Annotated in this window: 22 protein-coding genes; 4 read left to right on the forward strand and 18 right to left on the reverse strand. The window is 46.1% G+C overall.

Annotated features, from left to right (window positions below):
- Positions 1–3: 3 nt before the first annotated feature.
- Positions 4–348 (reverse strand): preprotein translocase subunit YajC, encoded by a 345-nt coding sequence (gene yajC, locus KFF44_RS10405; protein WP_255934018.1) that lies wholly within the window; start codon positions 346–348, stop codon positions 4–6.
- A 201-nt stretch (positions 349–549) separates the two neighbouring features.
- Between yajC and KFF44_RS10410 the strand changes: the two genes are divergently transcribed.
- Positions 550–1,452 carry an ATP-binding protein gene (locus KFF44_RS10410; protein WP_255934019.1) on the forward strand — a complete coding sequence of 301 codons (903 nt, stop codon included), beginning with the start codon at positions 550–552 and terminating at the stop codon, positions 1,450–1,452.
- Here the strand turns inward: KFF44_RS10410 and KFF44_RS10415 are convergent.
- From KFF44_RS10415 to KFF44_RS10475, 13 genes are all read right to left on the reverse strand, one after another.
- Positions 1,442–2,539 carry a M23 family metallopeptidase gene (locus tag KFF44_RS10415; RefSeq protein ID WP_255934020.1) on the reverse strand — a complete coding sequence of 366 codons (1,098 nt, stop codon included), beginning with the start codon at positions 2,537–2,539 and terminating at the stop codon, positions 1,442–1,444. The two genes, KFF44_RS10410 and KFF44_RS10415, sit on opposite strands and share 11 nt — an antisense overlap.
- Positions 2,540–2,601: 62 nt before the next feature.
- Positions 2,602–3,384, reverse strand: coding sequence for a 5'/3'-nucleotidase SurE (gene surE, locus KFF44_RS10420; protein ID WP_255934021.1), 783 nt, complete (start codon positions 3,382–3,384; stop codon positions 2,602–2,604).
- A gap of 6 nt (positions 3,385–3,390) precedes the next feature.
- On the reverse strand, positions 3,391–4,668 hold the full coding sequence (gene serS / locus KFF44_RS10425; protein ID WP_255934022.1) for a serine--tRNA ligase: 1,278 nt from the start codon (positions 4,666–4,668) through the stop codon (positions 3,391–3,393).
- A 50-nt stretch (positions 4,669–4,718) separates the two neighbouring features.
- Positions 4,719–5,558, reverse strand: a complete 840-nt coding sequence (tatC, locus tag KFF44_RS10430) for a twin-arginine translocase subunit TatC (RefSeq protein ID WP_255934023.1) — start codon at positions 5,556–5,558, stop codon at positions 4,719–4,721.
- A complete protein-coding gene (gene tatB / locus KFF44_RS10435) occupies positions 5,542–5,922 on the reverse strand; it encodes a Sec-independent protein translocase protein TatB (RefSeq protein WP_255934024.1) in 381 nt (126 codons plus the stop codon). Before tatB ends, tatC begins: the two co-directional genes overlap by 17 nt.
- 32 nt (positions 5,923–5,954) lie before the next feature.
- Positions 5,955–6,197: a twin-arginine translocase TatA/TatE family subunit gene (tatA, locus tag KFF44_RS10440; protein WP_255934025.1), complete on the reverse strand. Its 243-nt coding sequence runs from the start codon at positions 6,195–6,197 to the stop codon at positions 5,955–5,957.
- Between the two features lie 134 nt (positions 6,198–6,331).
- Complete coding sequence (gene scpB, locus KFF44_RS10445; protein WP_255934026.1) at positions 6,332–7,207, reverse strand: SMC-Scp complex subunit ScpB; 876 nt, start codon at positions 7,205–7,207, stop codon at positions 6,332–6,334.
- 28 nt (positions 7,208–7,235) lie between these two features.
- Positions 7,236–8,033, reverse strand: a complete 798-nt coding sequence (locus KFF44_RS10450; RefSeq protein ID WP_255934028.1) for a ScpA family protein — start codon at positions 8,031–8,033, stop codon at positions 7,236–7,238.
- Between the two features lie 9 nt (positions 8,034–8,042).
- Positions 8,043–8,696, reverse strand: coding sequence for a site-2 protease family protein (locus KFF44_RS10455; protein WP_255934030.1), 654 nt, complete (start codon positions 8,694–8,696; stop codon positions 8,043–8,045).
- Between the two features lie 23 nt (positions 8,697–8,719).
- Entirely contained in the window at positions 8,720–9,736 is a 1,017-nt protein-coding gene (gene nagZ, locus KFF44_RS10460) for a beta-N-acetylhexosaminidase (protein ID WP_255934031.1), read from the reverse strand.
- A gap of 1 nt (position 9,737) precedes the next feature.
- Positions 9,738–10,556: an SPOR domain-containing protein gene (locus KFF44_RS10465; protein ID WP_255934033.1), complete on the reverse strand. Its 819-nt coding sequence runs from the start codon at positions 10,554–10,556 to the stop codon at positions 9,738–9,740.
- Positions 10,557–10,616: 60 nt separating this feature from the next.
- Positions 10,617–12,368, reverse strand: a complete 1,752-nt coding sequence (gene argS, locus KFF44_RS10470; RefSeq protein ID WP_255934036.1) for an arginine--tRNA ligase — start codon at positions 12,366–12,368, stop codon at positions 10,617–10,619.
- Positions 12,365–13,576, reverse strand: coding sequence for a deoxyguanosinetriphosphate triphosphohydrolase (locus tag KFF44_RS10475; protein WP_255934038.1), 1,212 nt, complete (start codon positions 13,574–13,576; stop codon positions 12,365–12,367). Before KFF44_RS10475 ends, argS begins: the two co-directional genes overlap by 4 nt.
- 247 nt (positions 13,577–13,823) lie before the next feature.
- On the opposite strand from KFF44_RS10475, the gene KFF44_RS10480 reads away from it, so the two are divergent.
- The 3 genes from KFF44_RS10480 (at position 13,824) to xth (ending at position 15,666) form a co-directional block, all read left to right on the forward strand.
- Positions 13,824–14,402, forward strand: a complete 579-nt coding sequence (locus tag KFF44_RS10480; RefSeq protein WP_255934039.1) for a PAS domain-containing protein — start codon at positions 13,824–13,826, stop codon at positions 14,400–14,402.
- A 112-nt stretch (positions 14,403–14,514) separates the two neighbouring features.
- The gene (erpA, locus tag KFF44_RS10485) at positions 14,515–14,856 is read left to right on the forward strand and encodes an iron-sulfur cluster insertion protein ErpA (RefSeq protein WP_255934042.1); all 342 of its coding nucleotides are present in this window, start codon (positions 14,515–14,517) and stop codon (positions 14,854–14,856) included.
- 24 nt (positions 14,857–14,880) lie between these two features.
- Positions 14,881–15,666, forward strand: coding sequence for an exodeoxyribonuclease III (gene xth / locus KFF44_RS10490; RefSeq protein ID WP_255934044.1), 786 nt, complete (start codon positions 14,881–14,883; stop codon positions 15,664–15,666).
- Between the two features lie 20 nt (positions 15,667–15,686).
- Here the strand turns inward: xth and panD are convergent, their stop codons facing one another.
- From panD to KFF44_RS10510, 4 genes are all read right to left on the reverse strand, one after another.
- The gene (panD, locus tag KFF44_RS10495) at positions 15,687–16,139 is read right to left on the reverse strand and encodes an aspartate 1-decarboxylase (protein ID WP_255934046.1); all 453 of its coding nucleotides are present in this window, start codon (positions 16,137–16,139) and stop codon (positions 15,687–15,689) included.
- 215 nt (positions 16,140–16,354) lie between these two features.
- Positions 16,355–17,182: a hypothetical protein gene (locus KFF44_RS10500; RefSeq protein ID WP_255934049.1), complete on the reverse strand. Its 828-nt coding sequence runs from the start codon at positions 17,180–17,182 to the stop codon at positions 16,355–16,357.
- A 95-nt stretch (positions 17,183–17,277) separates the two neighbouring features.
- Positions 17,278–19,122 (reverse strand): dihydroxy-acid dehydratase, encoded by a 1,845-nt coding sequence (ilvD, locus tag KFF44_RS10505; protein ID WP_255934051.1) that lies wholly within the window; start codon positions 19,120–19,122, stop codon positions 17,278–17,280.
- A 206-nt stretch (positions 19,123–19,328) separates the two neighbouring features.
- Entirely contained in the window at positions 19,329–20,012 is a 684-nt protein-coding gene (locus KFF44_RS10510; RefSeq protein WP_255934052.1) for a hypothetical protein, read from the reverse strand.
- Between the last annotated feature and the right edge of the window lie 160 nt (positions 20,013–20,172).

Consider the following 20,172-nt stretch of genomic DNA (forward strand, 5'->3'; position numbering starts at 1 on the left):
AGATTACTTGCTATCGTCAGCTTTCACTGGTTCGCCTTTGACACGAACATCAGAAAGCATACTTTTAATCACTTTCACGCGTACGCCTTCAGCAATATCAATCTCAAGCTCATTACTGTCTTCTTTTACCTTGGCAACTTTACCAACAAGGCCACCGTTTGTAACAACCGTATCACCGCGGCGAACATTGTTTACCATTTCGCGGTGTTCTTTCATTTTCTTTGATTGCGGGCGAATGATCAAAAACCAGAAAACAACAACGATCAAAACGATCGGCAAGAAATCAATAAGTCCGCCACCTGCTGGTGCTGCGCCTGCTGCTTGTGCATAAACTGGTGAAGAAAACATAATCGTCAAATCCTTATCATTCTTAGTGGCGCAAAATGTAAAACCTTTGCGCATATAAATTCATTGCCGGGACTATAGCTCTATTGCTTCCAAATGCAACAAAGCATAGTGAAATTCTGATGCAACAGCACTTAAAAGCCGCGGCTTAGATTTTTCAGGCATTGAACAAACATCCATGCTAGAAACCTAAATAGGAAACATATGAAGAGCTTACAAGTGAACGATATGGATGAAAATTTAGTCAAAACCCTTGAACGTATTGCCGCAAGCCTTGAAAAAGTTGCAGAAAACCAAGCTCAACGCTCTCTTACCACGCCCGCTCCTATGCCTCAAAGTTCATCAAATTGCTTTGTTTTTGATGCTACAGAAAACAGCCTTTTACCAATAGAGCGGCTGGCATGCCCTGATCTATCGCTATTGAAGGGAATTGACCGCGCGCGGGAAACATTATTCGCGAATACAAAACGATTCGCAGAAGGCTTTAACGCCAATAATGCCCTTTTATGGGGCGCACGCGGTATGGGGAAAAGTACCCTTGTCAAATCCATCTTCAAAGACCTTGTGAATTCAGGAAACTCTGACCTTAAGCTTGTTGAAATTCACCGCGAAGATATTATCCGCCTTCCAAGTTTGCTCAATATGATCAAGTCTGCGGAGGGTTATTATATCGTTTTCTGCGATGATCTTTCTTTCAATCGGCCTGACCGTGACTTTAAAGCCCTGAAATCTGTCTTGGAGGGAGGATTAGAAGGCCGCCCAGAAAACGTTATTTTTTACGCAACATCAAACCGAAGGCACTTATTACCGCGTGCAATGATGGATCAGGAAAGCGCAACAGGCATCAACCCCAATGAGGCAATGGACGAAGTCATCGCGCTTTCTGACCGATTTGGTTTGTGGTTAGGCTTTCACCCATGTGACCAAGCCGAATATCTGAGCATGATCGATGGCTATTTCGGCGCTTTCAATATCCAAGCAGATCAGAGCGAATGGGAAGCAGAGGCCCTGGAATGGTCAAAGACTAGGGGATCAAGGTCTGGTCGAACCGCATGGCAGTTTTTCAATGATTATGCAGGGAAAAAATCCTTAAAAATCAGCTTTTAAACTGATTTTCCTGATGCATCACATTTGCACTACGGCGCGATAAATACTGAAGGGGGTCAAGCGCCCTTCTACCCTTTCTGATTTCAAAATGAAGTTGTGGACGTTTCACGCCGCCTGTCGCACCAACGCGGGCGATAACCTGCCCTTCTTTGATTTTGTCGCCCGCACGTACCAACAATCGTTCATTGTGTGCATACGCCGTTACCCACCCGCCACTATGCTTTATCAAAAGCAGGTTCCCGTACCCTTCAAGCGCGTTAGATGCATAGGCAACAACGCCGTCTTCCGCTGCACGAACAGGTGTTCCCTGACGGGCTAAAATATTGATCCCATCATTATGTAACCCCCCTTGCTTCGGGCCAAAACGAGAAGCCAATTGACCCTCTACAGGCCAGGTAAAACGGTTAATTGTTTTTCTTGGGGGTTGGGCAACGCGTGTTACCCGTTCCTTTGGTGGTTGGCTATTGGGTTGAACGCTTGGCCTTGGTGAAGGCGTTCTTGATGGAACTGCTGACCTCACAACTTGCCTCGAACTATTTTGCGCAACCTTTACGGTTTGTCTTGCCGCAGTTTCAATCTGTCCCGGCAGCCGCAAGCTTTGCCCAACCGCAAGGGTGAAAGGAGCCCGAATATTATTCAATGCCATCAGCCGATCAACACGGACATTATATTTTCTTGAAATACTATAGCCGGTTTCACCGCGCTGAACGATATGACGGGTAAGGGATGGCAGAGCCAGCACTTGTCCAACCTGAAGGGCATACGGTGGGCGAATGCCATTCGCTTGTATGATGTCGCGAACAGGGACACCATAACGGCGTGAAAGAGCATAAAGCGTATCACCGCGTTCCACGACCGCGCTTCCGCCAGCAGAATTTAAAGCCTTTGCCTGATCAGCGGCGCGGGACCGCGCAGGCTTACGATTAGGATATGGAACCGGAACCGGCGCATTTCGGATATCATATACGGGTTTGATATCCGCAGGCGCTACATATCCGCTCCCCCCACAAGCACTTAGGGCCAGCAATCCTATAACTGCGGTAAAATATAAGCTTTTCCGGTTTCTGACGCTTTCAGCTTTCTTCATAAAATAGAAGATAACCAACAATTTAACTGTCAGCAAGATAGTGAATTAAATTGGCCACTATTCTAATCGAAAGACATATCAATTTTATCAACAAGCTTTTCGCGCGTCTGATGATGCGTCAGATCGAGATGAAGCGGCGTAACCGAAATCCATTTTTCACGAACTGTTTTGATGTCCGTTTCATGGCCGGGTAATCCAACCTCACGGCCAAGACCAAACCAGAAATATTTGAAGCCCCGCGGGTCAACGCGTTCTTCAATATTGTTTCCAACCATCTCACGGCGGCCTTGTTCGGTAACCTTGATACCTTTGATTTCATCGGGGACAAAAGCCGGAAAGTTTACATTAACCAGCACATCCTTGTCCCAACCTTCCTGAATTAGCTTTTCAAGAACAATTGGGGCAAACTTCTCTGCTGTTTCCCATTTGGTGCGCTGTTCAGGGCGAATACACAAGCTGAGTGCGATTGATGGAATACCTGCAAGCGTTCCCTCCATCGCAACCGATACTGTCCCTGAATATGTAATATCTTCCGCCAGATTTCCTCCGCGGTTAATACCGGACAGGATCAACGTTGGCAGATTATCCTTCATAATATGATTAACGGCCATCATAACACAATCGGTCGGAGTGCCCGAAACTGCCCAGCGTTTTTCACCAACCTCACGGACACGAAGTGGCTTCGTAAGCGTAAGCGAATGGCCTGCACCAGATTGCTCTTCTTCTGGTGCAATCACCCAAACATCGTCACTGAGTTCACGGGCAATACGTTCAAGCACCTGAATACCGGGTGCATGGATGCCGTCATCGTTGGAAATCAAAATTCGCGCTGTCGAAATCGCCATTATTATTTACTCACTAATTACTTCAATACCGCCCATATATGGCTGTAAGGCATCAGGAACACGGATCGAACCGTCAGCTTGCTGATAATTTTCCATAACAGCGATCAACGTGCGACCAACCGCCAGGCCAGACCCATTAAGGGTATGCACAAATCTTGTCTGCTTTTCCCCTTTCGGGCGGCAACGGGTTTTCATCCGGCGCGCCTGAAAATCACCGCAAACACTACAGCTTGAAATTTCACGGAAACGTCCCTGCCCCGGCAGCCATACCTCAATGTCATAGGTACGGCGTGCACCAAAGCCAATATCGCCAGTACAAAGCTTGACTGTTCTAAAGGCAATGCCAAGGCGTTTCAGGATTTCCTCTGCGCAGCCAGTCATCCGCTCCAATTCTTCCTCAGATTGTTCTGGCGTCGTAATAGAGACCATCTCAACCTTTTCAAACTGATGCTGACGGATCATTCCGCGTGTGTCACGGCCAGCAGAGCCAGCTTCAGAGCGGAAACACTGAGAATGCGCGGCATAGCGAATTGGCAAATCGGCCTCATCCAGAATTTCACCACTGTGCAGGTTCGTCAGCGTTACCTCGGCCGTCGGGATCAGCCAATGTTCACCAGTCGTTTTGAAAGAATCTTCCGCAAACTTTGGTAATTGCCCTGTGCCATACATGGCTTCATCACGCACAAGTGCTGGCGTTAGAACCTCTGTGTATCCATGCTCGCGGGTATGAAGATCAAGCATAAATTGACCCAGCGCTCGCTCAAGCCGTGCGATACCACCGCTTAAGACAACAAAACGGGATCCCGCAAGTTTAGCACCACGCTCAAAATCCATCTGCCCCAACGCTTCACCAAGTTCAAAATGCTCCTTGGCGTCAAAATCGAAGGCTTTCGGTGCGCCCCATGTTCTGACTTCGATATTATCGTCTTCGTCAGCACCGTCAGGAACATCATCATAAACCATATTAGGCAAGCTCATGAGAATGTTTGTCAATTTCTCACCGAGTTCACGCTCTTGTTCCGCAAAATCAGCAAGTTTATCCTTCAGGTCAGCAACTTCCGCCATCAAGGCTTGGGCTTCTTCCTCGTTACCCTGTGATTTCGCTTTTCCGATAAGCTTGGATGCTTCATTCCGGCGTGCCTGAGCTTCTTGCGCCTCAGTTGATTTAGAACGATGTTCACGGTCCAAAGCCAAAATTTCCTGCGCCATTGCATCAGCGCCGCGGCGCTTAAGCGCCATATCGAAAACATCCGGATTTTCACGGATAAACTTAAGGTCAAACATAATCTGATCCTGATAAATTAATTCTAAGCACACGCCGATTAAATATCGGCTTATTCAGCTTCAAGCTCTTCCTGTCGTTTCTTTTCAAATGTTTGAATAAGAAGAATGGACACCTCATATAACAGGAGGATGGGAATGCCAAGTGCGATCTGACTAACCGGGTCTGGCGGAGTTAAAAATGCGGCAGCAGCAAACGTCAGAACAATCGCATACCTACGTTTATCGCGCAGGCCATTTGCCGTTAATATTCCTGCGCGGCCAAGCAATGTAAGCGCAACAGGCAAGAGAAATGCCAAACCAAAACCAAAAATCATCTGCATGATGAGCGACAGATATTCATTGATCTTTGCTTCTGCGACAATATCAATCGCGCCTGCCTGTCCCACTTGTTCGAAACTTAGCAAAAATTCCCAAGCCCACGGAATGACGAGAAAATACGCGAGGCAGGCCCCCGTAGTGAACAACATCGGCGTTGCGATTAAAAATGGCAGAAAGGCCCGTTGCTCGTTCTTATAAAGCCCGGGCGCAACAAATTTCCATATCTGCACCGCCAATAGCGGGAAAGTTACGATAAACGCTGCATAAAGCGAAACCTTGATACGAACGACAAAGGGTTCCATCAGGCCCGTAAAGATCATCCGCGCTTGCTCGTTACCTTCCTGCGCATTCATATAGGGGGCTGCAAGAACATTAAAAATAATGTCAGAGAAATAAAGTGCGATACCGAAAGTAACCAGCATACCAAGCATAACTTTGATCAGTCTTGATCTAAGTTCGGTCAAATGCTCCAAAAGCGGCGCACGGCTTGCCTCTACTTCATCAAGGTCTTCATCATCATCGATAATATCAGGGGCCTTAATCGTATCCTCTTGATCAGTTGGAAGCATCATTGCCTCCATTACTCGAAGTCTTGTCTGATTCTTTTGGGGGCACCGCGTCCGGCTTAGCTGTGTCTGATTTCTGCTGCTCTGCCATTTCTGACGCACGATTACCCATGATGTGGTTGGTAATATCTTCTGCTGTCATTTCAGGCGTTATGCCTTCTTGTTTCTTCAAGTCATGAAACGGATCGACTTCGCGCTCAACCTCGTCAGCAAGTGTTTCGACACCTGCGCGAAACTCAGCAGCCATATCGCGTGCCTTGCGTACAAACCCACCAACAGTTTTCAGCAAACGCGGCAAATCTTTTGGCCCGACAACAATAAGGGCCACAATCGCAATGATGAAAAGCTCCATAGCCCCGATATCAAACATGAAACCGGCTTCCTATTTCTGAGAATAAACGATTATGCGTCAGATTTTTCAGAAGACTTTTCTTCTGATTTCACAACTTCGCCGTCAATTGTAGAATTGTTGCTGAGGTTCTTCGGTTCGTCAGAAAGCTCTTCCGCGCCTTCCTTCATACCTTTTCTGAAGCTTGTAATTCCCTTTGCAACATCCCCCATAAGGTGGGAAATTTTACCGCGTCCAAACAACAGGATTACCAAAACAGCAACAATAATAATTTGCCAAGGTCCAATACCGCCCATGTCTTCAACTCCTTCAATTCGGACATTCTGCTCCCCACATCAGGGAGGCATCAATCGACCAAATATGTGTCTCTATATATAGATGTTCTCTAATCTATCAATATTACAGCGTTATAAATTGACAAATATGTGATTTATTCGCCGCCAAGCAACAATTCCTGCTGGCCACCTATAGTATCAGTTTCCCCAAAATCATCTGCTGCTTTTTCGGCGTCGATTGCTTCTCGTTCCGAAAGCGCGATTGCTTCCTCAAGGTCAATCTGATCACTATTTTCGTCTGTATCAGATTTAAATGTCATTTCCATTTTATCAAGCGCAACATCAACACTGTCCAACAGACCAGATGCCTTCAGTTCTTTAACACCAGGAAGGTCTTTTGTGCTTTCAATTCCGAAATGGATCAGAAATTCATCAGTTGTCCCATAGGTAACAGGCCGACCGGGCGTTTGCCGCCTACCTTTAACCTTAATCCAGCCAACTTCCATCAACACATCGAGCGTACCTTTGGATATGGTCACACCGCGGATTTCTTCGATTTCTGTGCGGGTAACGGGCTGATGATAGGCAATAATCGCAAGGGTTTCAGTCCCCGCCTTTGATAATTTTCGGGTTTCATCCACATCCTTGCGAAGCAGAAAAGCCAAATCATCGGCAGTTCGGAACATATATTTACCTGCAACCTTCACAAGCCGGAACCCACGGGTTTTATAGCGTTCCGTCAGTGCCAAGATATGTTTGTCGATTTCAATACCATCAGGAACACGCTCTGCGACCTCTGCGATAGACAAAGGCGTATCGCTCGCAAACAAAATGGCTTCAATCATACGTTCATGTTCAAGATCACGCGGTTCAATCATGTTTGAAGGCTCACCGCCCTCTAGATCAGTAACTTCGTCGTCCCCAACTTGTTTCGCAACATCAGCCTTGTCAGTAGTTTCATCAAATTGTGCGTTTTCGTTTTCCACACCCTTGATCCCGTCCATTTGGTCAATCGTATTATTGTTATGCATTATTCTATTATTATTTTAGTTTTATTCGTTAGTCCGTCCGATCTGAACCAGATTTACCACGAAGATAAATAGGTCCAAACGTCTCCATTTGTCTTAATTCTGCCTGTCCTTGACGCGCTAGTTCAAGGCTGGCTGCAAACATGCTTGCAAGCGCTGATTTCCGCAAGCCCTTATCTTTCAGCCCATCAGGCAGGAAATTCGATAACTGCCCCCATGTAAACTGATCCCCTATTAAGCCCGAAAGCCGCTCTAATGCGTCTTCAAGCGCATACACGGGGCGCCGCTCAATTTTAATTTCGGTTATTGAATGCTTTTGTCGATTATCTGCGTAGGCCCGCAAGAGTTCATAAAGTGTTGTATCATACTGTGCATGCTTCAGAACCTTAAGCCCCTCGGGCATACCGCGCGCGAACACATCGCGGCCCATTCGGTCCCGCCCCATAAGGCTGGCACCAGCATCGCGCATCGCTTCCAGGCGCTGAAGGCGCAATTGCAGTTTGAAGGCTAGTTCTTCTGCACTTGGTTCATCCCCTTCTTCCTCTTTCGGCAGAAGAAGACGGGATTTCAGGTAGGCAAGCCAGGCCGCCATAACCAGATAATCAGCCGCAAGTTCAAGACGTAACTTTTTCGCGGCTGCAACAAACTCAAGATATTGTTCAACCAGTTCAAGGATGGAAATTTGCGTAATATCAACCTTCTGCGCGCGCGCAAGCGTCAGCAATACATCTAGTGGCCCTTCAAAGCCCTCGATATGCAACACAAGCTGATCAGGATCAGATGTAACACCCTCAGGGCGAACCGGGTCGATATCTTCTTCAAATTCCATTTATCAATCTTATATCGGTACGTTTGCCAGAACTAAAATCAAATTTGATAAGAATTCAGAAGGCACGGTAATAATTTCTCTCGCGAACATAATAATCCCGATGATAATAAAAAAACCAAAGGGTGCAATAGACCTGTAACTTTGCAACATGTCATATGGCAAAAATTGTTCAACTACCTTTGATCCGTCTGTAGGTGGTATCGGAAGCAAAGAAAAAATAATGAATACGCAATTCAACAAAACACCAAAATACATGGCGTTAAGGATCCAATCCTGCCCAGTCGCACCAAAATAAACAGCTATTCTAAAAACATAGGCGCAGAATATCGCCATAACGAGGTTGCCAAAAACACCAGCCAGTGCAGCCAGTATATTATCCCGTTTCATGTTCTTAAAACCATGGGTTTGAATATGAACAAGCTTGCCGTGACCAATTAAAAATGGAACACCGAGGAAAAAAATGATCAATGGAATTACAATGGTACCGGCGGGATCCACATGAGAGAGAGGGTTAAGCGACAGGCGCCCCGAGGCCCGCTGGCTCGTGTCGCCAAGCCAATGTGCGACATAGGCCTTAGCCGCTTCGCGCATTGTGACCGCAAGCAAAAACGGAAGTGCCATAATGCTGAGTTGGAATAGTTTTTCCTGAATAAATCCGCCCACTTATTTTTCTTTCATGCTATCGTTTATTTATAACCACTAACTATTTGATTATACTTATTTTTAATTTCATCTATATTTTGACCTTCGTCCCTATTCAAGGACGAAAGCATTTCCCCTAAACGGGTTTCCAAATTTGCGCTTGCAGAACTTAAATTGCTTGCAACATCCTGCATTTCACTCATATCGCCATTGCAATGAAGCGCTAAATCACATCCTGCTGCAAAGGTCCGTCTTGTTCTTTCGCCCAGACTACCTTTCAGGGCCTGCATCGACAGATCATCAGACATCAACACACCTTTAAAGCCAATTTCTCCACGGATGATATCTTCAATCATTCGCTTTGACTGTGTTGCCGGCGCGGTGTCATCAATATCGCTGAAAACGATATGTGCGGTCATTGCAAGCGGCATATGGGCCATTTTTTTAAATGGCTGGAAATCAAAATTGGACAAGTCTGAATGCGATACATTGACCGTCGGAAGCGATAAATGGCTATCCACATCCGCGCGGCCATGCCCCGGAATATGCTTGATAACGGGAAGCACACCTGAATTCATCAAGGCGTTTGCAGCAACACTACCCAAATCAGCAACAATCTCAGGCGTCAATCCATAGGCACGATCACCGATGATCGGGTCAGAACCTTCAACAGGAATATCGAGCACAGGCAGACAATCAACATTAATCCCGACACTGAGCAAATCATGTGCTATCAACTGACTATTGAGCGCAACTGCTTCCCATGCCAGATCTTTGTCTTCATGATAAATATGGCCAAAAAACTGTGCTGTCGGATAGTTCGACCAATGCGGAGGCTTCATACGCTGCACGCGCCCGCCTTCCTGATCAATCAGAACCAATGTATTGTCGCCAGAGATTTCCCGGAATTGATCTGTCAGCAACTTAACCTGGTCGGGCGTATCAATATTACGTGCAAAAAGGATATAACCAACGGGTAAAACCGACTTAAAGAAGGATATTTCCTCATCAGTCAGGATTAACCCTGCACAGCCAAAAATTACGGGCTGTCTTTTTGTCATGTTATGGTTTCACCACGATACAAGCCTGCCCTTTGGCCTTCAACGCCAAACATAGTTTGTCACTATCCGCACGCGTCGCAAGCCAACCTGCACGAAGGCGGTAAAGCGTCCTTCCTCCTGATTGAACAGGTTCATAAATCGGTGATAGATCACCGAGCTGAGGGCGATATTTCTGACGCAATCCCGGCCACGCCCGCTCCGCCCTTGCCCGAGTGCCATATGCGCCAAGCTGAATAACAAACTCGCCTTTTTGCGCTTCTACCTTCGCTTTTTCGGTAACTGTTTTCGGCAAGGTAATTTTTGGCACTTCAACCTTAGCGGTCTCAACTTTCTCAGGCGCTGATTGAGTAGCAACAGGTTCAGAAGAAGCTTGGTCATTACCATCTTCCACATCCGCCAAAACATCATTCAACGCTTTCTGTGCGTCTGTTGTGACCTGATCAACTTCACCCTCGTCAATATTGGTTGCGAGTTTTGGAAGTTCTTCAACTGGTTGTTCGGGCTGTTCGCCCAACTGAGCGGCAGATGTATTCGGGTTACCTGCGCCCTGTTCAAAAACCTGTTTGTCCTGATGCGGGATATTCATTCCCCCTTGGTCGCTTGGGCGTTCCTTGATCGGATCACCAGAGGCTGTGATTATTCGCGGTCCATTTTGCGCCTGATCCGATGTCCCGAAAACATAGATGGCAGCGATAAACACCACAACCAAGATGGCAGCAACACCAGCAAACACAAAAACCAGTTTCCCGCCAAAGAGACCATCACTGCCCTCTTCTTCAGGTACGGGCTGTAACCATGGAGGTGTTTCCCGATCAGACATATTTCCAATTCCCCTATCGCATCATTGCAAAAGCTTAGTCACTTTGCGCTTTTACTGACTTTACCGCATTTCCTTCATGGGCTCTACACCCAGAATAGCAAGTCCGCTCGCAATAACAAGCGCTACGGAACGAATAAGCGCCAAGCGTGCCCTAGTTACCTCTGGGTCATTCTCGATGATAAAGCGTAAAGACGGGTCATCATTCCCTTTATTCCAGAAGGCATGGAATTCGGACGCCAAATCATAAAGAAAGAATGCGATCCGGTGCGGCTCATGGGCTTCTGCCGCCGCTTCAACCATCCGCGGCCAAGCACAGCACTGCTTGATCATCATCATTTCACCCTCGCTTACAAGGCGCGAAACGTCCGCACTCTCTAACGCACTATCACTTGTATCCATATCAGGGAAAGCGTCTTTCGCGCGGTTAAGGACAGAACAGACCCGGGCATGCGCATACTGAACATAAAATACAGGGTTATCCTTTGACTGCTCCATCACTTTGGAGAAATCAAAATCAAGCGGTGCATCGTTTTTGCGTGTCAGCATAATGAAACGTGTTACATCGCGGCCAACCTCGTCAACAACCTCCCGAAGTGTGATAAACGTTCCTGCGCGCTTTGACATTTTTACGGGTTCACCATCACGGAAAAGACGCACAAGCTGACAAAGCTTCACGTCCAATTCACCGTCTTCTGCCAAGCCTTTAACCGCAGCTTGCATACGTTTAACGTATCCCCCATGATCAGCGCCCCAGACATTGATCATGTTTTTAAAGCCGCGCTGATATTTATCATAATGGTATGCAATATCCGCCCCAAAATAGGTGTAATCACCATTTGATTTCTTTAGCGCTCGGTCAACATCGTCACCAAAGTCGGTTGCCCGGAAAAGTGTTTGTTCCCGTTCTTCCCAATCATCAGGTAGCTTACCCTTTGGAGGCTCTAAAACGCCCTCGTAGATGTGACCTTTTGCACGAAGGGTTTCAACAACATCATCAATACGGCCGCTCTCATGAAGCGTACGTTCTGAGAAGAAAACGTCATGCTTAACACCGAGGGCGCCAAGATCATCACGGATAAGGTCCATCATAGCGTCCGTCGCATCAAGGCGAATAGCCTGTATCCACTCACTTTCATTTGCGTTTAGGAATTTATCGCCGTATTTTTCCTTAAGCATCTCACCGACAGGCACTAGATAATCACCAGGATAGAGGCCTTCAGGAATGTCGCCGATATCCTCACCAAATGCTTCGCGGTATCTTAGATATGCTGATTTAGCGAGCACATCAATCTGACTACCAGCGTCATTAATCACATATTCCTTTGTGACATCAAACCCGGCTTTTTCCAGCAAATTAGCAAGCGCATCGCCGAACACTGCACCGCGAACATGACCAACATGCATCGGACCTGTTGGGTTAGCGGAGACATATTCAACATTCACTGGCGTATTATCGCCAACCGATGAGTTACCAAACCCTGTTCCCTCAGCGAGGATAGTTTGCACCTGCTGCTGCCAAAAACCAGGCGCCAGACGCATATTGATAAACCCAGGCCCTGCAATCTCAACCGTTTCGATACTCTCAACCGTTTCCAAACGCGGCTTCAACAAATCAGCAATATCGCGCGGTTTACGCTTAGCCTGTTTCGAGAGAACAAGCGCTGCATTGGTTGCAATGTCGCCGTGGCTTGCATCGCGAGGTGGCTCAACTGATATATTTTTCAAGTCCAGATCAGCAGGCAAATCACCGCACGCAGACAGCTCATTCAACAATTCATCAATGACACCACGAAAGTGGGTGAAAACATTCATAGGGATACCCTTGATAGATCAAATAATTTTCCGTGTTCCCTGAAGGCAAATCTGTCAGTCATTCCGGCGATAAAATCGGCAACAACCCTTGCAGTTTCAGGCGAATTCGCCTCGCCTGCTTTTGCGCTCCATTCAGTGGGCAAACATTCTGGCTCGGAGATATATAGGTCAAATAGGTCTTTGACCACTCTTTTTGCCTTACTGGCCATTCTATTAACAAGATAATGCCTGTACATTTTCTGGAACAGGAAAGACTTCAGCGCAATCACAGCATCATGCATATCCTTACCGAAGGAAATTACAGGCTGCGCGGCTTGTCTGATATCGTCAGGGCTTTGAGGGTTCAATTCCTCAATCCGGCGGTTACTTTCAACCATAAGATCACCAACCATCCGGTTGATCATACGGCGCACAAGCTCATGAATTGTAACGTCAAGCGGTGCATCCGGATATGTCCATTTCACTTCATCGATCAGCTTGGCAACAACTGGAATTGTTTTAAGCTCATCGAGTGTGAAAATATTGGCGCGTAAACCATCATCAAGGTCGTGGCTTGAGTAAGCAATATCATCCGCGATAGCAGCGACCTGCGCTTCTGCACTTGCAAACGTATGAAGTTCCAGGTCGTTATCCGGCAAATAATCACGCAGCCCAAACGGAAGCTCTGCTGGTGGGTTTTTATGATCAATCTTCTCTTTCACAAGCGGCCCATTGTGCTTTGCAAGACCTTCAAGCGTTTCCCATGTCAGGTTCAACCCTTGAAAAGCTGCATAGCGATGCTCGGCCCTGGTGAGTAAGCGAATAGCCTGCGCATTATGATCAAAACCTTCATATTCTTCCATACATTCATTGAGGATTTCCTCACCCGCATGACCGAAAGGAGGATGACCAAGATCGTGCGCAAGCGCAAGCGCCTCACCCAAATCTTCATTCAGATGCATGGACCGGCAAATTGAACGGGCAATTTGAGCAACCTCAAGCGAATGCGTGAGGCGTGTACGATAATGATCACCTTCATGATACACGAAAACCTGTGTTTTGTGTTTCAATCGCCTGAAACTGGAAGAATGGATAACCCGGTCACGGTCACGTTGATAACAACTGCGCCCCACGCCCTCTGGTTCTGGAACGATCCGCCCCCGAGTTTCTGATGGTTTACAAGCATACGGTGCCAATGTGTCCTCATATGACATGCCCGTTTCAACCATTACTTTCTCCCAACTATAATGCCAGTTCGATGCTTCGATTTCGACTCTGACAAAAGTCTGAAAGAAAACCGAAACCCAACCTGAAAAATCTTTCATGAATAACGAATAGCGCACAATATCTATTGAAGGATGGAAGGGCAATAGTTTGTCGAAGATATTTAAATTTACATAGGCGGCGATCGTGTAAATTCCTGAAAATCAAAATTTTGCCACACATATTAACAAAAGATTAATTTATGATTTGTATGTGGCAGAAAAATTAACTATACATTTCTATATGTTTGAAATCATTGACATACACGAGCTTCAGAGCTCAGCATTTTGTGCCCCATTCCAGTCACGGGCACTCCATCATTGGCTTGATATTTCAGACGGGCGCAAATTCCCGCTTAAGCGGAATTTCAGACCGCAATTATTTTCAAACTTCCTGCCTCAATTTGCTATTATTGCCCTTGGCGAAAGCCTTGAAAAGCATCAGACACGGCTTATGGGAACCGCGGTTATGGAAGTTCTGGGGATTGCCAACAGCAACAATCATTTGCTTGCAACGCAAAACCCGTACCTCAGTGATATTTTGAAAAAAATGCTTGAGGATGTTGCAACAACAACAAAGCCAAGCTTCTATCGGATGACGCACGATTTTGATCAGCGCTTATCTACATTCAACTTTACAGCGCTATCCCTACCGTTTTCCGCATCAGAGGATAACGACACCTTTGATATGTTTATTCTCGCATTTGATTTCAGCGAGTCTAATGATATCAAACGTTTAGATAATATGACCCATCCGCTCTACACCCCGGCGAATAAAACCTCGATGATCTAGGGCATTCCTGAATTCGTAAGATCGATACCATTTAAATTCAAATAAACGTAAATACCCTTGACCATTCTGGCCATTGATACGATATAATCAGTCTGAAATGGAGAGTGATATCATGTCTGAACAAGCTTCCCCGGTTTCCCTAAGCGCCAAAGCTGCCGAGCGTGTTGCCGCCCTTATCGAACAACAGGGCAATGACAATCTTAAATTACGCCTCAGCGTATCTGGTGGAGGCTGCAGTGGCTTTCAATACGGCTTTGAATTCGATGAAGAGCAGAAAAATGATGACATTGTCGTTGAACGTGACGGTGTGACGATGCTGGTTGACAATACCTCGCTGCTTTATTTGTTCGGCTCAGAAGTTGATTTTGTTGAGGATTTGGTCGGCGCTTCGTTTCAAGTGGTTAACCCAAACGCAAGCTCATCCTGTGGCTGCGGGTCTTCATTCGCCATATAAACAGTAAGCTAAAGAGTCTCTTCAATGAAAATAGCAACCTTCAATATCAATGGCATCAAGGCAAGGTTGCCAAGGCTTTTGGAATGGCTGGATGAATTTTCACCCGATGTCGCTTGCCTGCAAGAAATCAAAAGTATTGATGAAAATTTCCCACGGCTCGAAATCGAAGAAAAAGGCTGGCACGTTGAAACACACGGTCAAAAATCCTTTAACGGTGTCGCCTTTATTTCAAAACACCCCATTGAAAACACTCTTCGTGGGCTCCCGGGCCATAACGGCGAACCCTTCCTAGACGACGAGCAAGCCCGGTATATAGAGGCAACAATAAAGGGAGTTCGGATCGCGTCAATTTATCTTCCGAACGGCAACCCGCGCCCGGGGCCAAAGTTCGATTATAAGCTTGAATGGATGGATCGCCTTATCAGCCATGCAAAGCGCCTTTTAGAGACCGAGCAACCCGTTGTCCTCGCTGGTGATTATAATGTAATCCCCCATGATGAGGATTGTTATAACCCCGCAGCATGGACAGAGGATGCCCTAACCCAGCCGGAAAGCCGCGCTCGCTTAAGGTCTTTGATTAATCTCGGGTACCTGGATGCTATTAGGCAAATAAACCCTGTTGGCCCTATGTATAGTTATTGGGATTTCCAGCGCGGGGCATGGCAAAAAGACAATGGCATCCGAATTGACCATCTTCTTCTGTCAGCGCAAGCAGCGGACCGTCTGAAAGACAGCGGCATTGACCGCGTGCCAAGAGGCAAGGAAAAACCAAGCGATCACACGCCCGCCTGGATCGAACTTAGAGACTAGACTAGACGATAGCTTTCATCTTAAGCGTCGACAGTTTCGTATTTTTCACCTTCACGGTTAGCTTCGGGCCTGCCGAGTTCCGTGAGTGACGGTGTGATATGTTCGTCTATACTGACGATCTGATTTTTGGTATTCACATGAACCGCTCGTGAAACACGGCCCGGCAAATCATACGCAGGAACGCTTTCGTAGCCCATAATGATTGCGAGATCGCCCTTGGTAAACTGATGAGCGGCCGCACCATTGAGGCAAATAACACCGCTATTTTCAGTGCCTTCAATAACATAAGTCTGAATACGTTCACCGTTTGTAATGTTCACAACATCGACAAGCGTATGCGGTAGAATACCAGACGCACGTAACAATGCAGGATCAACCGTAATAGACCCAACATAATGGAGCTCCGCCCCCGTAACCGTTACACGGTGGAGTTTTCCATACATAAATTGCCTTAGTGCGCCGTCAAGTTTCATACCAAAATCCAGCTTGGTTATTTTTCAAAGACGCGCTTATTGCGAACAATGCTGAAGGCGTCAAGGAAAATCCATAAAATCAGTATCTGATATATACGGTTACCATCAGATTTCAAGAGCCCGAAAGGGCTTTACTTAAACCTTCAGAAATGCAAAAGGCCGGACAAACAATCCGGCCTTTGAACGCTATTTATTGCCTATGCAAGCAATCAAAACTACTCAAAAATTTCCTCTTCCTCAGGAACACAGATCCGATAACGAATTCCATGGGCGACTGCGACACTGAAACCAATATAAACACTCATTACATAGTTAATAATTGCGCTACCCCAAAAACTTCCCAATAGACCAGCAATGGTGGAAGGGATAAGAACCACTGCGTACAAAAGGAACAAAACAATTGCAAAATCTATTGTATGTGGATGTTCCATTCCTTCCTTATCCGATTTTAGCGCGGTCTGAGTAAGGTTTGCTGAGAAAAGCGAGTAAATAATACATATAATAATCAGGTAAACTACGCTTGTTAGAAGTGTTGCCCTTGTTTGGGCTGCAATATCGTTTGTAGCAGCTATTTGAGCCAATTCATCGAAACTTGGAGCAAGTCCACTTAAATTCATGACAAACAATGCAACAATAACTGCAATGCCGAGCAATAATATGATGAAGATAAATTTCAACATATTAACAAGCGTTGCAGAAATCATGGCACCCACACTTTCGTAGCCTGCCCTGTCTGCACCGTAGGCCCCAAACCTGACCCAAAAGTTAAAAAGATAAGCGAGAACAGGCCCAACCAACACCAGCCCTAAGATATAGGCTAGCCCTACATAAGCCGCATATTGCTGGACAATTTCCTGATTATTCGTCGGGTCGGCCATCGCTTGCAAAATTTCAGGTGTGATGCCTTTAGAAACACCATAAAAAACGGGTATCGCAATTGCGATTGCAAGTATAAGTACCGATTTAATAAGTGAGAACGGCGAGGATAAAGGTGCAGCTAAAGATGCCTTAAATACGTTAAGTGTTGGAAATGAATTTGCCATGAAAGGCTCCCCTCGAAATAAATATTCATGGGGACCCTAGCGGATAATTTTCATTAGACCAAATAGTTTATTTTAATCGTCACACTTGTGTGGCGTTACAATTTTCTTACTGCACCTTCGCTCGCTGATGTCGTCAACATTGCATAGGCTTTCAGTGCCTTCGTGACCTTGCGTGAACGCTCTTCCGTCGGTTGCCATGCCTTATCACCCAAAGCGTTCATTTTCGCTTTGCGATCAGCAAGAACATCATCGCTAATATCAACATCAATGGATCGGTTAGGAATATCGATTTTAATAATATCCCCTTCTTCAATAAGGGCTATGGCCCCACCTTCTGCCGCTTCTGGGCTTACATGGCCGATCGAGAGACCACTGGTTCCACCACTGAAACGGCCATCGGTCAGCAGCGCACATTCTTTACCGAGCCCCATAGATTTCAGATAACTGGTTGGATAGAGCATTTCCTGCATCCCAGGACCACCCCGCGGCCCCTCGTAGCGAATAACCACCACATCACCCGCTTCGATTTTACCGTCCAGAATTGCCGCAACGGAACTATCTTGGCTTTCGAAAATTCGCGCGCGTCCGGTAAAGGTAAGGATGCTCTCGTCAACACCGGCGGTTTTCACAACGCAGCCATCTTCGGCAATATTACCAAAAAGGACCGCCAAACCACCATCCTGACTGTAAGCATGTTCTTTCGCGCGGATACACCCTGCCGTACGATCCAAATCCAGACTATCAAATCTTTTGCTTTGGCTGAAGGCAACCTGTGTTGGAACACGCCCGGGGCCTGCCATATAAAACCGATGAATATCCGGATCATCGGTCTTTGTGACATCAAAATGATCAACCGCATCACCGATAGTTGGCGTATGAACGGTTGTACAGTCGCGGTTTAAAAGCCCCGCACGATCAAGTTCGCCGAGGATCGCCATAATTCCACCCGCACGGTGAACATCCTGAATATGATATTTGTTTGTCGCTGGTGCAACTTTGCACAAATTCGGTACCTTGCGTGACATTCGGTCAATGTCACTAACGGTAAAATTAACTTCCCCCTCTTGTGCTGCGGCAAGCAAGTGCAAAATTGTATTTGTCGATCCACCCATAGCGATATCAAGAGCGATTGCATTCTCAAAAGCATCAAAACTTGCGATCGAGCGCGGTAGAACACTATCATCCTCGCCTTCATAATATTGTTTGGCAATCGCAACAATCTGACGCCCTGCTGTTAGGAACAGTTCCTTTCGGTCTGCATGGGTTGCAAGCGTGGTTCCATTACCCGGCAGTGAAAGCCCAAGCGCTTCCGTTAGGCAATTCATGCTGTTCGCGGTAAACATACCACTACAGGACCCGCACGTAGGGCACGCCGATCGCTCTATTTTTGCGACTTCCTCGTCTGAAATTTGAGGATTGGCGGCATCCACCATCGCGTCAACCAAATCAAGCTTACGAATTGCACCGTCCTCGCCGTAATCGGCTTCCCCTGCTTCCATAGGCCCACCTGAGACAAAGATCGCAGGGATATTAAGCCGCATCGCCGCCATCAACATACCAGGCGTAATTTTATCGCAGTTGGAAATACACACAAGCGCATCCGCACAGTGTGCATTCGCCATATATTCCACGCTATCCGCTATGATTTCACGGCTTGGTAGACTATAGAGCATCCCGTCGTGCCCCATGGCGATACCATCATCAACAGCAATGGTATTAAACTCTTTTGCTACACCACCCGCTTTCTCGATCTCGCGCGCAACCAACTGACCCATGTCTTTCAAGTGAACATGGCCCGGCACAAACTGAGTAAAACTGTTAGCCACAGCAATGATTGGCTTATGAAAATCATCATCTTTCATACCCGTTGCACGCCAGAGCGCACGTGCGCCCGCCATATTACGGCCATGGGTTGATGTTCGTGATCGATAGTGCGGCATAATCAAAACCTTGATAGATATGGTTAGCTAATTTCGCTGCACCATATAAAGTTACAAAGCAAAAGTCGATAATAATAAACTGATATATGAATATAATTTATAATATAAATTCAAAAATATAAGATTTTTTATAATCTTTAGCCATCAACCGTGTTCAAAAGTCAAAAAAAGAGCCTCGAATGAGGCTCTTTCAAATCATATTCAGATCAACCGTTAAGTTCAGCCAATTTTTTACGCGCAGCGTCAACACGATCTTTCACTGCAATCATACTAGTCTTTTGATCATTGGCACGTTGTCTTGCTGTCTCAGCCGCTAATTTTGCCTTCTCTGCAGATTTTTCCCTTTTATTTGAAGGGTTTGTTTCAGCTTTGGCGATTAACTTCTGAGCTTTCGCTTCTGCTTTCGCTGCTTTTTTATCCAAGCTTGCCGTTGCTTTTTCTGCTTTCTTAAGCTCTTTCGAAGCAACCTTTAACTCTTTCTCAGTTTCTTTCACCTGTTTATACAGATATTCAACCTGCGCCTCAGGAGACCGAATTTGCAAACCACAGTTTTTTTGTACATTCACCTCTTTTAAGGCTTCAAATTCCCCTTTCAGAGTTGAAAACTCAGCAGCTTCGGGGCCATCCCCGCCTTCAAGGAAGAATAAGCTTGGCCAAAACAAAACCAAGCCAATACCTGTTTGCCAATTATCACCAGACCTCTTTTTCTTTAAACTACGATATAACTCCAAAGAACGCTGGTTAATCGCCGTCATTTCGGAAGATAACTGCTCACAGTTGTAATCTTCATATTTTACAGGCGATACATATGCTGTTGATAAAGAATCTGGATTACTCGCGCACGCGGATAGCGTAGCAATTAATGCTACTGAGCATAATAAGTTTTTCATAATTCCCCCATGGATTTAGTTATGCAATCTCACAGTATCGTGATCACGCATAGGTGTACACAAAAAAATCAGGTTTTCTATTACGTTACAAATAGGTAATTTAGTCATATATTTAGATGCTTAAATGGGTAAAAATATGGCTATCTGATGGTCAATAAAG

It is taken from the genome of Kordiimonas sp. SCSIO 12610 (assembly GCF_024398015.1).
In the GTDB taxonomy this organism is placed as follows: domain Bacteria; phylum Pseudomonadota; class Alphaproteobacteria; order Sphingomonadales; family Kordiimonadaceae; genus CANLMI01.

Coding starts and splice junctions, on each gene's coding strand:
- yajC (WP_255934018.1), bottom strand. CDS start 348: ATGTTTTCTTCACCAGTTTATGCACAAGCAGCAGGCGCAGCACCAGCA.
- KFF44_RS10410 (WP_255934019.1), top strand. CDS start 550: ATGAAGAGCTTACAAGTGAACGATATGGATGAAAATTTAGTCAAAACC.
- KFF44_RS10415 (WP_255934020.1), bottom strand. CDS start 2,539: ATGAAGAAAGCTGAAAGCGTCAGAAACCGGAAAAGCTTATATTTTACC.
- surE (WP_255934021.1), bottom strand. CDS start 3,384: ATGGCGATTTCGACAGCGCGAATTTTGATTTCCAACGATGACGGCATC.
- serS (WP_255934022.1), bottom strand. CDS start 4,668: ATGTTTGACCTTAAGTTTATCCGTGAAAATCCGGATGTTTTCGATATG.
- tatC (WP_255934023.1), bottom strand. CDS start 5,558: ATGATGCTTCCAACTGATCAAGAGGATACGATTAAGGCCCCTGATATT.
- tatB (WP_255934024.1), bottom strand. CDS start 5,922: ATGTTTGATATCGGGGCTATGGAGCTTTTCATCATTGCGATTGTGGCC.
- tatA (WP_255934025.1), bottom strand. CDS start 6,197: ATGGGCGGTATTGGACCTTGGCAAATTATTATTGTTGCTGTTTTGGTA.
- scpB (WP_255934026.1), bottom strand. CDS start 7,207: ATGCATAACAATAATACGATTGACCAAATGGACGGGATCAAGGGTGTG.
- KFF44_RS10450 (WP_255934028.1), bottom strand. CDS start 8,033: ATGGAATTTGAAGAAGATATCGACCCGGTTCGCCCTGAGGGTGTTACA.
- nagZ (WP_255934031.1), bottom strand. CDS start 9,736: ATGACAAAAAGACAGCCCGTAATTTTTGGCTGTGCAGGGTTAATCCTG.
- KFF44_RS10465 (WP_255934033.1), bottom strand. CDS start 10,556: ATGTCTGATCGGGAAACACCTCCATGGTTACAGCCCGTACCTGAAGAA.
- argS (WP_255934036.1), bottom strand. CDS start 12,368: ATGAATGTTTTCACCCACTTTCGTGGTGTCATTGATGAATTGTTGAAT.
- KFF44_RS10475 (WP_255934038.1), bottom strand. CDS start 13,576: ATGGTTGAAACGGGCATGTCATATGAGGACACATTGGCACCGTATGCT.
- erpA (WP_255934042.1), top strand. CDS start 14,515: ATGTCTGAACAAGCTTCCCCGGTTTCCCTAAGCGCCAAAGCTGCCGAG.
- xth (WP_255934044.1), top strand. CDS start 14,881: ATGAAAATAGCAACCTTCAATATCAATGGCATCAAGGCAAGGTTGCCA.
- panD (WP_255934046.1), bottom strand. CDS start 16,139: ATGAAACTTGACGGCGCACTAAGGCAATTTATGTATGGAAAACTCCAC.
- KFF44_RS10500 (WP_255934049.1), bottom strand. CDS start 17,182: ATGGCAAATTCATTTCCAACACTTAACGTATTTAAGGCATCTTTAGCT.
- ilvD (WP_255934051.1), bottom strand. CDS start 19,122: ATGCCGCACTATCGATCACGAACATCAACCCATGGCCGTAATATGGCG.
- KFF44_RS10510 (WP_255934052.1), bottom strand. CDS start 20,012: ATGAAAAACTTATTATGCTCAGTAGCATTAATTGCTACGCTATCCGCG.